At 56.1% G+C, this 12,510-nt stretch carries 15 protein-coding genes; 5 read left to right on the top strand and 10 right to left on the bottom strand.

What is annotated here, in order from left to right:
* Nucleotides 1-29: 29 nt before the first annotated feature.
* The gene (locus tag K3757_RS17460) at nt 30-1,304 is read left to right on the top strand and encodes a folylpolyglutamate synthase/dihydrofolate synthase family protein (protein ID WP_259997646.1); all 1,275 of its coding nucleotides are present in this window, start codon (nt 30-32) and stop codon (nt 1,302-1,304) included.
* 113 nt (nt 1,305-1,417) lie between these two features.
* A complete protein-coding gene (locus K3757_RS17455; protein WP_259997644.1) occupies nt 1,418-1,630 on the top strand; it encodes a hypothetical protein in 213 nt (70 codons plus the stop codon).
* On the opposite strand, the gene zapE is transcribed toward K3757_RS17455, so the two are convergent.
* Nucleotides 1,627-2,688 carry a cell division protein ZapE gene (zapE, locus tag K3757_RS17450; protein ID WP_259997642.1) on the bottom strand — a complete coding sequence of 354 codons (1,062 nt, stop codon included), beginning with the start codon at nt 2,686-2,688 and terminating at the stop codon, nt 1,627-1,629. The genes K3757_RS17455 and zapE overlap by 4 nt on opposite strands.
* 166 nt (nt 2,689-2,854) lie before the next feature.
* Here zapE and K3757_RS17445 point away from each other — a divergent pair, with 166 nt between their 5' ends.
* Complete coding sequence (locus K3757_RS17445) at nt 2,855-4,036, top strand: MFS transporter (protein ID WP_409202592.1); 1,182 nt, start codon at nt 2,855-2,857, stop codon at nt 4,034-4,036.
* A gap of 2 nt (nt 4,037-4,038) precedes the next feature.
* Here K3757_RS17445 and K3757_RS17440 read toward each other — a convergent pair whose 3' ends face one another.
* The 7 genes from K3757_RS17440 to K3757_RS17410 all read right to left on the bottom strand — a co-directional run bounded on the left by K3757_RS17440 (nt 4,039) and on the right by K3757_RS17410 (nt 9,718).
* Complete coding sequence (locus tag K3757_RS17440) at nt 4,039-4,992, bottom strand: alpha/beta fold hydrolase (RefSeq protein ID WP_259997638.1); 954 nt, start codon at nt 4,990-4,992, stop codon at nt 4,039-4,041.
* Complete coding sequence (locus tag K3757_RS17435) at nt 4,989-5,909, bottom strand: ornithine cyclodeaminase family protein (RefSeq protein WP_259997636.1); 921 nt, start codon at nt 5,907-5,909, stop codon at nt 4,989-4,991. Before K3757_RS17435 ends, K3757_RS17440 begins: the two co-directional genes overlap by 4 nt.
* Nucleotides 5,906-6,526, bottom strand: coding sequence for an HAD family phosphatase (locus tag K3757_RS17430; RefSeq protein ID WP_259997634.1), 621 nt, complete (start codon nt 6,524-6,526; stop codon nt 5,906-5,908). The genes K3757_RS17435 and K3757_RS17430 overlap by 4 nt, the downstream gene beginning before the upstream one ends.
* Nucleotides 6,527-6,568: 42 nt before the next feature.
* Complete coding sequence (locus K3757_RS17425) at nt 6,569-7,024, bottom strand: YaiI/YqxD family protein (protein WP_259997631.1); 456 nt, start codon at nt 7,022-7,024, stop codon at nt 6,569-6,571.
* Entirely contained in the window at nt 7,021-7,854 is an 834-nt protein-coding gene (gene fghA, locus K3757_RS17420) for an S-formylglutathione hydrolase (RefSeq protein ID WP_259997629.1), read from the bottom strand. The genes K3757_RS17425 and fghA overlap by 4 nt, the downstream gene beginning before the upstream one ends.
* 68 nt (nt 7,855-7,922) lie before the next feature.
* Nucleotides 7,923-8,864 (bottom strand): AEC family transporter, encoded by a 942-nt coding sequence (locus K3757_RS17415; protein WP_259997627.1) that lies wholly within the window; start codon nt 8,862-8,864, stop codon nt 7,923-7,925.
* 32 nt (nt 8,865-8,896) lie between these two features.
* Nucleotides 8,897-9,718, bottom strand: coding sequence for a DUF3883 domain-containing protein (locus K3757_RS17410; RefSeq protein ID WP_259997625.1), 822 nt, complete (start codon nt 9,716-9,718; stop codon nt 8,897-8,899).
* Nucleotides 9,719-9,830: 112 nt separating this feature from the next.
* On the opposite strand from K3757_RS17410, the gene K3757_RS17405 reads away from it, so the two are divergent.
* A complete protein-coding gene (locus K3757_RS17405) occupies nt 9,831-10,460 on the top strand; it encodes a TetR/AcrR family transcriptional regulator (RefSeq protein WP_409202554.1) in 630 nt (209 codons plus the stop codon).
* Complete coding sequence (locus K3757_RS17400; RefSeq protein WP_259997623.1) at nt 10,457-10,729, top strand: I78 family peptidase inhibitor; 273 nt, start codon at nt 10,457-10,459, stop codon at nt 10,727-10,729. Before K3757_RS17405 ends, K3757_RS17400 begins: the two co-directional genes overlap by 4 nt.
* Here K3757_RS17400 and paaK read toward each other — a convergent pair.
* The gene (gene paaK / locus K3757_RS17395) at nt 10,726-12,036 is read right to left on the bottom strand and encodes a phenylacetate--CoA ligase PaaK (RefSeq protein ID WP_259997613.1); all 1,311 of its coding nucleotides are present in this window, start codon (nt 12,034-12,036) and stop codon (nt 10,726-10,728) included. The genes K3757_RS17400 and paaK overlap by 4 nt on opposite strands.
* Nucleotides 12,033-12,476 carry a hydroxyphenylacetyl-CoA thioesterase PaaI gene (gene paaI / locus K3757_RS17390; RefSeq protein WP_259997610.1) on the bottom strand — a complete coding sequence of 148 codons (444 nt, stop codon included), beginning with the start codon at nt 12,474-12,476 and terminating at the stop codon, nt 12,033-12,035. Before paaI ends, paaK begins: the two co-directional genes overlap by 4 nt.
* Between the last annotated feature and the right edge of the window lie 34 nt (nt 12,477-12,510).

Here is a 12,510-nt window from a genome sequence, read left to right as displayed (position 1 = left end):
TCAGCGCTCTCTTAGAAAGATGTTTCTGTATGACCTCCGCATCCTCTGACGTGATCCTTGAACGGATGATGGCGCTTCATCCAAAGATTATTGATCTGACATTGGACAGGATGCTGCGTCTGCTGGAGGCGTTGGGGAATCCTCAGGACAAGCTGCCACCGGTTATTCACATCGCAGGTACCAATGGCAAAGGCTCTACGCAGGCGATGATCCGGGCGGGGCTAGAGGCGGCTGGAAAGACTGTGCACGCTTACACGTCGCCGCACCTTGCGCGCTTTCATGAACGTATTCGGCTGGCTGGAACGCTCATCACCGAAGAGGCGCTGACAGAGGTTCTGGACGAATGCTATGCTGCCAACGGCGGCGAAAACATCACCTACTTCGAGATTACCACCTGCGCAGCCCTGCTGGCGTTCTCCCGCACGCCCGCAGATTATACGTTGTTAGAGGTTGGCTTGGGCGGGCGTCTGGACGCGACCAACGTGGTTGGTGCACCAGTGGCCACGGTGATCACGCCGGTTGACCTTGATCACCAGCAATACCTCGGGGAAACGCTGGCTGAAATCGCCGACGAAAAAGCAGGCATAATCAAGCGGCGTGTGCCGTGCATTGTTGGTCCGCAGCAAGAGGCTGGTCTGGAAGTAATCGAAGCCGTCGCCGCCCGTAACTTGGCGCCACTCAGCATTTACGGCCAGCAATGGCATGCGCACCGCGAAGCAGGGCGCATGATCTATCAGGACGAGCAGGGCCTACTTGATTTGCCGCTTCCCAACCTTCCGGGCCTTCATCAGGTTCAAAATGCAGGCGGAGCGATTGCCACATTGCGCGCTTTGGGATTTGACGCCGCTGCCTGTGAGGGTGCTGTGACGCAAGCGCAATGGCCGGCGCGGATGCAGCGCCTCAGGCATGGCCCGTTGGTAGAGGCGGCAGGGCAGTCAGAACTATGGCTGGATGGCGGGCACAACCCCGCAGCAGGTCACGCGATTGCGGCCTTGTTGGCCGAACTGCCAAAAGTGCCGACCTATTTGATCTGCGGCATGCTCAATACCAAGGATATCAAAGGTTATCTGGACCCGCTTGCGCCACATGTGGCTGGTCTGCATGCGGTCTCTATTCCGGGCGAAGCGGCGACCCTTCCTGCAGAAACCACTGCCGCTGCGGCGCACGCGGTTGGTATGAACGCAACACAGGCTTTGGATGTTGTTTCAGCGCTTAAGGAAATCGTCGCGCAGGAGCCTCAAGCGCGTGTGTTGATCTGTGGTTCGCTGTATCTTGCAGGCAACATCTTGCGGTATAATAGCTAGCGCCCACTAGATAAGCGCTCGGCCTCATTGACCATTGATCAAACAGTCTCCTATGTCAGCTTTAAAACGGACGGCGCAATTTTCGCGCTGAACCGCAAAATCGAGGCTTGAGCATGGACAAAATTACCGAGAAAAAGCAAACGTCTTCTGTGCCTAAATCCGCGCTGGTGAGGCAACTGATCGCCAGCGCCGTCGCGCTTGGCATTATGGCTTTGGGCGCGTGGAGCCTGATGGGCCAGAAAGCGCCCTATCACCCCGAAGCATATACTGACGATGTGACGCGTCTTGGCGCGTCAGTACTGATTGGCGCGGCTGGGACCGACTAAGTCTCGCCCCAATCCTCGCTTTGCATCTCGCGAAGGCGTGACGCGGTGCGCTCAAATTCAAACGTGCCTTCACCTTCCAGATATAGCATTTCTGGTTTGGCCGCCGCCGAGCAGATAAGACGCACGCGCGCCTCATAAAGCGCATCGATCAGCGTGACAAAGCGCTTTGCCTCATTAAAATTACTACGGCCCAGCGAAGGGATGTCATCAAGCATCAGAACCTTGAGCGCCTCGGCGACAGCCAGATAGTCGGCTGGGCCAAGCGGCTGACCGCACAGGGCGTGAAAGCGTGCGCGCCCGATCCCGTTACGGAACATCGGTATAACGACATCGCGGCCTTTCACGCGCAGCGTAAGCGGCCCTGCGTCGCCGCCCGTAAGATCGCGCCAGACGGCATCCATTGCTTCGCGGCTATCGGCATTGACCGGGGTGAAATACACCGGACTGCCGGCCAACCGGTCCTGTCGGTAATCGGTCGGGCTCACCAATTCATGCACGACCATCTTTTCTTTGATCAGTTCGATGAAAGGCACAAAAAGATCACGGTTCAGACCGTCTTTATACAGGTCATCCGGTATCCGGTTTGACGTGGTGATAACAACGACACCGTCAGCAAAAAGCGCCTGAAACAGGCGCCCTACAATCATCGCGTCGGTGATGTCTGTGATCTGCATTTCGTCAAAGGCCAGCAACTTGACCGAACTGCTCACTGCTTTCGCAACCGGAGCAATGGCATCATCTACGCCTGTCTTGCGTGCCTCGTGCATAGCGCTGTGGATTTCTTGCATGAACGCATGGAAATGCACGCGGCGCGCGGGAATACCGTCGAGGGTATTTACAAAAAGATCCATGATCATGGATTTTCCGCGACCGACACCGCCCCAGAGATAAAGACCCTTTGGTGGTTCTGGCGCTTTGCGGAACAGCCCCTTCTTTACAGGCTGCAATAGTGCTTCGCGAATGCGGTCAAACTCTGGCAGGACCGCTACTTGGGCAGGGTCCGGGCGCAGGGTGCCGTCGGTGATCATCTGGTCGTATAGGGTGCTGAGGCTTGTCATGGACAAATCCCTATCGCCATGCGGCGCGGTTGAAAAGTGTGTGCATACAATCGGCTGATTGACGGGGGCAGCACGGTTGCGCAATCTTGCGCGATTATAGCGGAGACACACCTTGGAAAAATCACCTCTGTTCTCGCCTGTATTGATTGTGGGTTGCGTCATAATCATGGTGAGCTTTGCGATCCGCGCCTCTTTTGGCGTGTTCCAGATTCCCATCGCTGAGGAATACGGTTGGTTGCGCGCTGAATTCTCGCTCGCGATTGCGATCCAGAACCTTGCATGGGGTATCGGGCAACCATTTTTCGGTGCGATGGCAGAGAAGATCGGCGATCGTAAGGCTATTATTATCGGGGCTGTGATCTATGCACTGGGCTTGATCCTGTCGGCTGGCTCAGACACTCCGATTGCGCACCAGACTTACGCGTGGCTTGTCGGGTTTGGCATCGCTGGCACGGGCTTTGGTGTGATCTTGGCGGTTGTGGGCCGCGCGGCATCTGACGACAATCGATCAATGTCGCTGGCAGTTGTGACAGCAGCGGGTAGTGCGGGCCAGATATTCGGCGCACCTCTGGCTGAATGGTTGCTGGGCATGATGAGCTGGCAGTCGGTGTTCATCGTCTTTGCGGCAGCAATCCTGTCAATGATCCTGACGCTGCCTTTCATGCGTGCCCCTGTTCAAGCCGACCGCGCAGAGCTGGAAGAAGCGATGGGCACCATCCTGCTGCGCGCTTTCAAAGACCCAAGCTATACGCTGATTTTTCTTGGCTTCTTTTCTTGCGGCTATCAGCTGGCCTTTATCACGGCGCATTTCCCTGCTTTCGTCACTGAAATGTGCGGTCCGATCCTTGCTGGTGGTGTGCTGCACAATATTGGCATCACAACGACCTCGGCGCTGGGCGCTGTCGCGATATCGCTGATCGGGGCCGCGAATGTGGCTGGTACGCTGTTGGCTGGCTGGGCTGGTAAGCGGTATTCTAAAAAATACTTACTGGCTGGTATTTACACAGGCCGCACAATCATTGCGGCGGTTTTCATTATGCTGCCGATCACGCCGATGAGTGTCATCATCTTCTCAGTTGCAATGGGGTCGCTTTGGCTTGCCACGGTGCCGTTGACATCGGGGCTGATCGCGCATATCTACGGGCTGCGTTATATGGGTACGCTTTACGGGATCATCTTTTTCAGTCACCAGTTAGGTAGCTTTGCAGGTGTGTGGCTTGGTGGACGGATGTACGATGCCTACGGTACTTATACGACTGTTTGGTGGATTGGTGTCGCTGTCGGGGCATTCAGCGCCATCGTGCATCTACCGGTGCGAGAGAAGCCAGTGCGCCTTGCAGCGGCCTAATTCTAGGTGTCATGGCCCCAATCATCGGAATCAGGGGCAGGCAAAAAACCTGCGATCAGCGTGAGAACGGCTTCGGTGTGGGTGTAGGGCAGGCCATGGCCTGCATCCTCGATCACTTCATGTGTCACATCGCGGTTCCAAGCCGCCAGTTGCCCCATGGCGCTGGCAGGGATGACGCCGTCTTCAGCACCCCAAATTGCCAGTACAGGTAACCCGATACGCCGCAGTGCCATATGCTCACCCTCCATTGGTTTGGCAAGGATACCACGCAAGCTGGACATGACAGCAGGGATGAATCCCTGAAAAATAAGCTGCGCTTCTTGTCCTTCGATGATTTCCGGCGGGACAATCTGGGCTGTCTGTTCGGCGCGGATGCCGCGGCGCATCTGAATTGGAAAGGCGGCAAGCATCAGCCATTTTCCGGCCTTACCGCGCGTGCGTATGAAGCGCAGCCGCGGTGTGTCACGTATCGTCATGCCAGCAGAGGCCAGTAGTACCAGCCGCCTCACACGGGCGGGATAGGTGGCGGCAAACCCTGCCGCAATGGCGCCGCCCATTGAATAGCCGATCAGGTGGAAAGGCTCATCAATATCAAGATGGCTTAGTAGATCGTCCAATTGGCGGTTGAAGAAGGCCTTATCGTGCAGCCCCTCTGGCCGGTCGGAGAAACCGCGCCCGTAAAGGTCATACACCAAGACCCTAAATCCCAGCGCCACAAGCCCTTTGGTCAGCGGCGCCCAAACGAAGCTGGGTGTGGTCAGGCCATGGACGCACACCACAAGCGGTCCTGTTGCAGGACCAGCCAGATGGTAATGCGCGACGCCCTGACCAAGCTCGACAAACCGCCCGGGGGCAGAACCCCTGCGACCATCGCTCATCACTGATCGAGAATGCTCTATCACAAAAGGGGTGGCCACAACGGCGGCCAGAACCCCCAGAACGAGCAGCCAAATCATCCGGCGGCACGCCACTGCTTAAGGATATAGCGACTGGTCATCAGGTCCAGATGTGCGCCGCCACCATTCTTGCAGATCGTGATTTCTTCATTCGACGAACGGGTAAAGGCGGCAAGATCGTAGTAGTCTGCAATGATGTCTTCGCGCATGATAGCACCGGTCTCCAGCGGGATCTTGATCTCGCCAATATGGCCAACGGTGGTATCGAAACTGTCAACAAACAGGCGTGCGCGGCGTAAGGCTTCGTCATCTACTTCGCGCATGTCAGGGCGGTAGGCGCCGATCAGGTCAAGGTGCTGGCCCGGTTGCAGCCACGCCCCTTTAATCACTGGCTCGGTCGCCATGGTGGCGCTGCCGATGATATCTGCCTGCCTCACGGCGCTTTCCAGATCGTCAGCGATGGTCACATCGGGCCGCATGTCGACCAAGGCTTCGGAAGACGCGCGCGTGCGGCTCCAGACTGTGAACTGCGCCTTCGGGAAGGCCGCAGAATAGGCATCATACAAAGACCGTGCGACCGTGCCTGCACCGACCAGCAGGATATGTGTGGAATCCGGGCGTGCAAGGCGGCGCGCGGCCAAGAGACTGTCACCAGCAGTTTTCCATTTAGTGACCAGATGAAAGTCGATGATCGCTTCCAGCGTGCCATCGGTATCCGAATAAAGGCTGACACCACCGTTGATATTCGGCTTGCCCTTTGAGCTGTTGCCGGGAAACACAGTGGCTGACTTCACAGCCATGCCCATCCCGTCAATCCACGCGGCACGGCTTAGCAGCGTGTCTGGATCGCGGTATAGGAACGTGTCCCCGATCTCTGCCTTGGGCAGGTTGTGACCTTCGGCCAGCGCATCGGTCAGAGCAATCCAGTCGAGCAGCTTTTCACCTGCTTCAAAAGGGATGAAAGGAATATCGGTCATTGTGCCTCCTCCTGCGTAAGAAGCCCTGCTGCCACGAGGCGGTCTGCCCAGCCTTGTGATCCTTCAAATAAATGCGTCTGCCATCCACGTGCCGCCGCTGCAGCGATGTTTTCAGCGCGGTCATCAGTGAACAAAAGCGAATCCCCGCTCAGGCCCGAACCTTCTTCGACCATTTCATAGATACGCGTATCCGGTTTAATGACCCCCATGTGACCAGAGATAAAGTCGAGGTCAAAAGCCCGCAGAAAATGGTAAGAAGTGGCAGCCAAAGCATAGGTTTCGATGCCGAAATTGGTAAGCGAGAACACCGGTACTTCACGTTGTTTTAATGCGGCCATCAATCGGACTGAATGATCAATCGCCGGACTTGCAATATCCAGCCAGCGGTCATGCCATATTTTAAGCTCGGCCTGACGCTCAGGGTGTTTTGCTGCGGTTTCTGCTAAAACGGCGGAAAAATTCTCGCCCCTATCAACGCGGTCATTCATGGCGTGCAGATCGATGGTGGCAAAAAGGGCGCGGCGGTTTTCAGTGCCGATCTCGGCATCGAAGAAACGCTCTGGCTGCCATTCAATCAACACGTTGCCGATATCAAAGATCACGGCCTTTGGTGTCATGCTTTATCCTCTCAGCGGGTGTCGGAGTTTTCGGCAACCCGTTTATGTCAGCTTTTGTGCAGCTCTGATTTCACGTTCCAGCGCTTCCAGAAAGCGAGAGCGGTCAGCTTTTGTAAAGCCCTTGCCGCCGCCCTGTCTGAATGGATCAGCGGCGCGCAAGTCCGTCATAAGATCACGGGTCGCCAATACGTTGCCGATATTCGCCTGTGTCAGCGCTTCGCCGTTGTGCTTGATTACACGTGCACCGGCTTCGACGCACTTCGCTGCAAGCGGGATATCCCCTGTCACAACGACATCGCCGCGCCCTGCGCGGTCAGCAATCCACATATCCGCCACGTCAGGGCCGTCAGGGACAATAACAGTCTCTACATAAGGGTTTTGCGAAGGCCGAAGGCCGCCGTTAGATACGACATACATCTTTAGTTTGTGGCGTGTTATGACCCGCTCCGCTTCTTCTTTGACGGGGCAGGCATCAGCGTCGATATATATTGCGGTCATGCAGACCACAGCGCATCTGCGTGGAAGGTGACGTGATCTTCCATGAAGGTGGAGATGAAGAAGTAACTGTGATCATAGCCCGCTTGCATACGGAAGACGCCGTTCTGTCGGCGCTTGGCCATTGCACTGCTCAGCGCCTCTGGCATCAGCAGGTCAAGAAACTGGTCATCGGTCCCCTGATCTACCAGAATTGGTCCATCAAAGCCCTTCTCTTGCATCAAAAGGCTGGCGTCATGGGCGGCCCAATCGCCCTCCTCCGATCCCAAATATGCGGTAAGCTGTTTGCGGCCCCAGTCACTGTTTGTGGGATGCGCGATTGGTGCGAACGCAGAAACGGATTTGAATCGCCCTGGCAAAGACATCGCCAGCGTGAGTGCACCGTGCCCGCCCATGGAGTGACCGGAGATTGCCTGACGGTCCATGTCCAATGGAAAGTTTTCGGCCAGTAGCGCAGGCAGTTCGTCCGCAATGTAGGTCCACATTTGAAAATGTGGTTTCCACGGTTGCTGTGTTGCGTTGACGTAGAAACCGGCGCCTTGGCCTAGATCATAAGCTTCGTCATTGGCGACATCTTCACCGCGAGGGGATGTGTCAGGGAATACCAGCGCTATGCCCTGCTCGGCTGCCCACCCCTGTGCGCCGGCTTTAACCATCGCGTTTTCGTGGGTGCAGGTCAGACCAGAGAGAAACCAAAGCACAGGTACGGGACCATCCTGCGCCTCTGCGGGCAGGAACAGGGCAAAAGTCATATCGCAGTTACATGCTTTGGACGTATGTTTGATCACATGCTGGGTACCGCCAAAGCATGCATTGGATGAGAGGGTTTCCATGGAGGGTCTCCTTTTCGGGGTTGCCCATGGCTAACCAGCGCAAGCGCGTTGGGCAAGAGTTGTCTGTATCAAACGCCGACGGCGGCTTTTGTAACCCATCCGATCCAAAGGCTAACGCTGATGATGCTGATCGCAGTTGAAACCAGTATGGCCGCCGACACGCGCTGTGGGGCGACCCCGTAGTGCTGCGCCAGCATATACACATTGCCAGCCACAGGCAGTGCAGCAGCGGATATAATCACCGAAGCTTGGTAGGGATCGACCTTGAAAAGAGCAAAGCAGGCGAACGCCACAAACAGCGGGTGCAGCACCAGTTTACAAAAGCTCAACCAGCCCGCGACCGACAGCCGTTCGGCAGATTTTGAGGCGAGAGACGCGCCGATGGCAAATAAGGCTCCGGGTGTGGCGGCTGCACCAAGAAGGGCCAAGAATTCGTTCATAGGGTCTGGGATCGGAATTTTGAGACCGGACCAGGCAAGACCCAAGGTAATCGCAACAATCATCGGATTACGGATCAACCCCATCCCGACAGTGCGCAGGATGCGCAGGCTCATGCGACCATCACGCGATCCGGTGATCAGAATGACGATGAGCGACGAGAAAACGATCAGATCCACGGCCAACGCAAGCATGACCGGACCAATTGCCTCAGGCCCAAGAAGCAGAGTCAGCATCGGCACGCCGAGAAACCCGACATTGCCGATCACCGCGCACTGCGCCTCAATGGCGGTTACTTCGATGCTCAGGCCCCTGACGTAGCAGACAATGGTCGCAATTCCGTAGACAAATGCAGTCCCCCACAGATAGGCCGCCACCAGTCGCCCGTTCCAGACATCGGCCAGCGACAGGTTTGCGGAAAACCGGAACAACATTGCAGAGAGAGCAAAGTAGAAAACGAATTTCGTCAGATACGCTGTCGCCTCTGCCGTGAAGAATTTTGTTCGGCCGGCCCAAAAGCCCAGACCGATCAGGGCGAAAAAGGGGAGCGTTTTGAGGAAGATCGCAAGCATTTGTTACAGATAGCTTGGTGATATCTCGGACGCTAGTGAAAATCGGCCTGAAAGCTGGTGGCGGTAAGGCTGACATGGGCGTCCAGTGGCGGGAATAGTACGAACGCGCGTGGTCTGCGGGCGAAGTCATATATCCGCATCAGCCGCCAATGCGCGCGTTCACGATCTGCAACAGCGAGTTCGTTACGCGATATGTGGAACGGTGTCCTATCCCAGCCGGTTGTGGTTTTCACTTCGATCAGCCGGGGGCTGCCATCCGGCTCAAAACTGGCAATATCATATCCGGCACCATCACCATCTTTGTCCGAAACCCAGCGCACGCGCTTTGCCAGCTCAGGCGCACCATGTTGGCGCAGGGTGGCACGTTCATGCATCAATACGCGCGCCTCTCCCGCGCGGCCCAACGCACGATTCCGAGCATCACGCGCCGCAACGTCGAATTTGCGCGCGATGGAAAGGTATTCCTCGGCCTCTTTGGGCGGCGGTGCATTGCGCTGGGTGGGGGGCGTATCGAGATACAATGGAGCATCTTCGGCCATGCCCAATTTTGGTTTTGCAAACGCAGGTTCACCCATTTTCTGCAAATACCTTTCAACGGCATTCGGCAGTTTGGCGTTATAGTGCGGCAGTGGCTTGTAGCCCTTGATAAAGGGAAACCCAAATCCGATCATGATCGCACTGATATTTTGATGCAGCTTCTCGATGGACCCCTCAGGGTGAGAAACAAAGGGCAATAGTGCACGGCGGTGTTCCGCTTTGACGTATGGCGTCCCCGCCACGTCGGCATCCAGCATCGCAAAATAGTCTGCAACACAAATATCGAATTCTTCTTCGGTCCATGAGGTTCGCGCCATAGAGGCATCCTAGATTGCGCAAAGCGAAGGCACCAGGATGATATTCTGGCTTTTTGACCTTGGAAGTGAACTGACCAGTTTATATGGTAAGCCTTCATAGGCAGGAGCTTGAATGACCGCGCTGACCTCAATCCCCCAAGACGCCATTCATCGTGGGCGCAAATACAGCCAAGTGCTTGAGGGCGCGCGGGCCGTCTTCATGAAGGACGGCTTTGAAGGTGCAAGTGTGGATGACATCGCCCGTGCTGCCGAGGTATCCAAAGCGACGTTGTACAAGTATTTCCCGGACAAGCGGATCTTGTTCATAGAAGTGGCGCAGGTCGAGTGCGAGCATCTTGCACGTTCTGTTCTGGAAAATATTGATCTGTCTGCGCCCCCGCGTGAGGTGTTGATGCAGACGGGGCGGCATTTTCTAAACTTCCTGACCAGTAAAATCGGCCTGCAAATCTATCGTATTTGCGTGGCGGAATCACAGCGGTTCCCAGAGATCGGGCAGGGTTTTTTCGAATCTGGTCCTGCCGTGATGCGTGCTGAAATGGCCGTTTACTTCGATCGTGCGTGCGCGCGCGGAGAGCTTGAAATCGACGATTACGCCTTGGCGGCGGATCAGTTCGGTGAGTTGTGTAAGGTCGATCTATGGATGCGGCTGCTCTTAGGGGTTATCAAGGATGTAAGTAGCGCCGAAATCGACCGTGTGGTTGATAGTGCAGTAGAAACTTTTTTAGCGAGGTACGGGACATGAAATACACGATATTGGCAGCATTGATGTTGGCAGGTTGCGGCGCGGCGATCGCCCCGACAGCGGGCCGCGCCCCAGCAAACGCGCCGGATACGTGCAACGCAGCTGCGTATCAGGGGTTGATCGGGTCTGACGCCGCCTCCTCACTGGCACTGCCAGAACCTAAACGCCTGTATGGTCCCAATGATGCTGTAACAACGGATTTCAATCCCGCCCGGTTGAATGTTCAGCTGGACGAGATCGACAATATTGTGGCGATCACCTGCGGCTAGGTTTTTGGCCGCTTGTCGAGAATGCGCACGGCCTTTCCCTCTGATCGGGGAATGGCCCCTTTATCTCCGACCTCGATCTTTACGCTGATACCGACGGATTGCTTGATCCCCGCCGATAGTTTCGCAGCTGCGGCTGCCCGGTCATCCGCGCCAATGTTAGGGTCCGACACTTCGGTCAGAATGCGCATCTGGTCCATGCGGTCCGGCCGTGTCAGTTCGATCTGAAAATGCGGGGCCAAGCTATCAATCCGCATCAACAGCTCTTCGATCTGGGTGGGGAAAACATTAACCCCGCGAAGGATGATCATGTCGTCGCTGCGTCCAGTGACCTTTTCCATCCGCCGCATGCTGCGGGCGGTGCCGGCCAGTAGGCGCGTAAGATCGCGGGTGCGGTAGCGGATGATCGGGAACGCTTCTTTGGTGAGCGATGTAAACACCAGCTCTCCCTTTTCGCCTTCTGCCACAACTTCGCCTGTTTGGGGATTAATGATTTCGGGGTAAAAATGATCTTCCCAGATATGCAGACCATCTTTGCTTTCGACACACTCCATCGAAACGCCGGGTCCGATTACTTCGGACAGCCCGTAAATGTCCACGGCATGCATGTCGAACGCCTGCTCGATCTCAAGGCGCATGGCGTTGGTCCACGGTTCGGCCCCGAAGATACCCACCTGAAGGGAACTTTCACGTGGATCAATGCCCTGTTTGGCAAACTCGTCCAGAATGGACAGGGCATAAGAGGGCGTTACGGTGATGCCCTTGGGCTTGAAATCCTCGATCAGGCGAACCTGTCGCGGTGTCATCCCGCCAGAGATCGGCACGGTGCTAAGACCTAGCGCGTCCGCGCCAAGGTGAATGCCCATACCGCCAGTGAACAGGCCATAGCCGTAGGCATTGTGAAGCATGTCGCCGGGCCGCATTCCTGCGGCGCGCAAGGAACGGGCAACGACATTACCCCAATTCTTAAGGTCATTCTCGGTATAGCCGACAACAGTCGGCTGACCCGTCGTGCCAGAGGATGCATGGATGCGTTTCACCTGATCTTGCGGTACCGCAAACATCCCGAAAGGGTAGTTGTCCCGCAGATCTGTTTTGACGGTAAACGGGAACTTTGCCAGATCGCTCAGGTGATGCAGATCGTCAGGGTGTACGCCTGCCGCGTCAAATTTGGTGCGGTAGAAGGGAACATTATCATAGGCATGCCGGAGCGACCATTTAAGACGTTCCAGTTGCAATGCGCCAATCTCGTCACGGCTGGCAATCTCGATCGGATCTAGGCTGCTGCGGGCTGGTGTAAGGTCTTTCATGGGGTGTTTTCTCCGTCTTCGGCAAACAAGTGGCCTTTAATCGTGCGGGACAGGCCGCGCATGGTGGCAACCATACGCCCGTCTTCGCCCGTTACATCCACATCATACACACCAGAGCGTCCGCTCAGCGCGGTTTCCTGCGCCGTCGCGGTCAATAGCTCATCCGCTTTGCCGGGACTGATGTAGGTGATCTGGTTCTGCTGGGCGACCGTCAATTTGTTGTAGCTGTTGCAGGCAAATGCAAATGCACTGTCGGCGAGCGTAAAGATATAACCGCCATGGCAGATGCGATGGCCGTTGAGCATCCGATCAGTGACACGCATGGTCAGCGTAGCCGATCCCGGTGCAATCTGACTAATCTTCATACCAAGATCGCGCGAGGCATTATCGTTTGCCATCATCGCCTCGGCTGCTTTTTCCGCACGTGTTTGTGGAGTCATCACCTCACCCTGATGTGTTTCACAATTTGCAAAC

Origin of the sequence: Sulfitobacter sp. S223, from assembly GCF_025143825.1 — a bacterium.
Taxonomy (GTDB): domain Bacteria; phylum Pseudomonadota; class Alphaproteobacteria; order Rhodobacterales; family Rhodobacteraceae; genus Sulfitobacter.
The sequence above is the reverse complement of the archived record's forward strand: the minus strand, read 5'-3'. Positions and strand labels throughout refer to the sequence as shown.

What these genes read in the sequence shown, in the direction of transcription:
- paaK (WP_259997613.1), bottom strand. Translation starts at nt 12,036, where the DNA reads ATGAAAGACCTTACACCAGCCCGCAGCAGCCTAGATCCGATCGAGATT.
- K3757_RS17440 (WP_259997638.1), bottom strand. Translation starts at nt 4,992, where the DNA reads ATGATTTGGCTGCTCGTTCTGGGGGTTCTGGCCGCCGTTGTGGCCACC.
- K3757_RS17425 (WP_259997631.1), bottom strand. Translation starts at nt 7,024, where the DNA reads ATGACCGCAATATATATCGACGCTGATGCCTGCCCCGTCAAAGAAGAA.
- K3757_RS17400 (WP_259997623.1), top strand. Translation starts at nt 10,457, where the DNA reads ATGAAATACACGATATTGGCAGCATTGATGTTGGCAGGTTGCGGCGCG.
- K3757_RS17415 (WP_259997627.1), bottom strand. Translation starts at nt 8,864, where the DNA reads ATGCTTGCGATCTTCCTCAAAACGCTCCCCTTTTTCGCCCTGATCGGT.
- K3757_RS17460 (WP_259997646.1), top strand. Translation starts at nt 30, where the DNA reads ATGACCTCCGCATCCTCTGACGTGATCCTTGAACGGATGATGGCGCTT.
- fghA (WP_259997629.1), bottom strand. Translation starts at nt 7,854, where the DNA reads ATGGAAACCCTCTCATCCAATGCATGCTTTGGCGGTACCCAGCATGTG.
- K3757_RS17455 (WP_259997644.1), top strand. Translation starts at nt 1,418, where the DNA reads ATGGACAAAATTACCGAGAAAAAGCAAACGTCTTCTGTGCCTAAATCC.
- paaI (WP_259997610.1), bottom strand. Translation starts at nt 12,476, where the DNA reads ATGACTCCACAAACACGTGCGGAAAAAGCAGCCGAGGCGATGATGGCA.
- K3757_RS17405 (WP_409202554.1), top strand. Translation starts at nt 9,831, where the DNA reads ATGACCGCGCTGACCTCAATCCCCCAAGACGCCATTCATCGTGGGCGC.
- K3757_RS17430 (WP_259997634.1), bottom strand. Translation starts at nt 6,526, where the DNA reads ATGACACCAAAGGCCGTGATCTTTGATATCGGCAACGTGTTGATTGAA.
- zapE (WP_259997642.1), bottom strand. Translation starts at nt 2,688, where the DNA reads ATGACAAGCCTCAGCACCCTATACGACCAGATGATCACCGACGGCACC.
- K3757_RS17435 (WP_259997636.1), bottom strand. Translation starts at nt 5,909, where the DNA reads ATGACCGATATTCCTTTCATCCCTTTTGAAGCAGGTGAAAAGCTGCTC.
- K3757_RS17410 (WP_259997625.1), bottom strand. Translation starts at nt 9,718, where the DNA reads ATGGCGCGAACCTCATGGACCGAAGAAGAATTCGATATTTGTGTTGCA.
- K3757_RS17445 (WP_409202592.1), top strand. Translation starts at nt 2,855, where the DNA reads ATGGTGAGCTTTGCGATCCGCGCCTCTTTTGGCGTGTTCCAGATTCCC.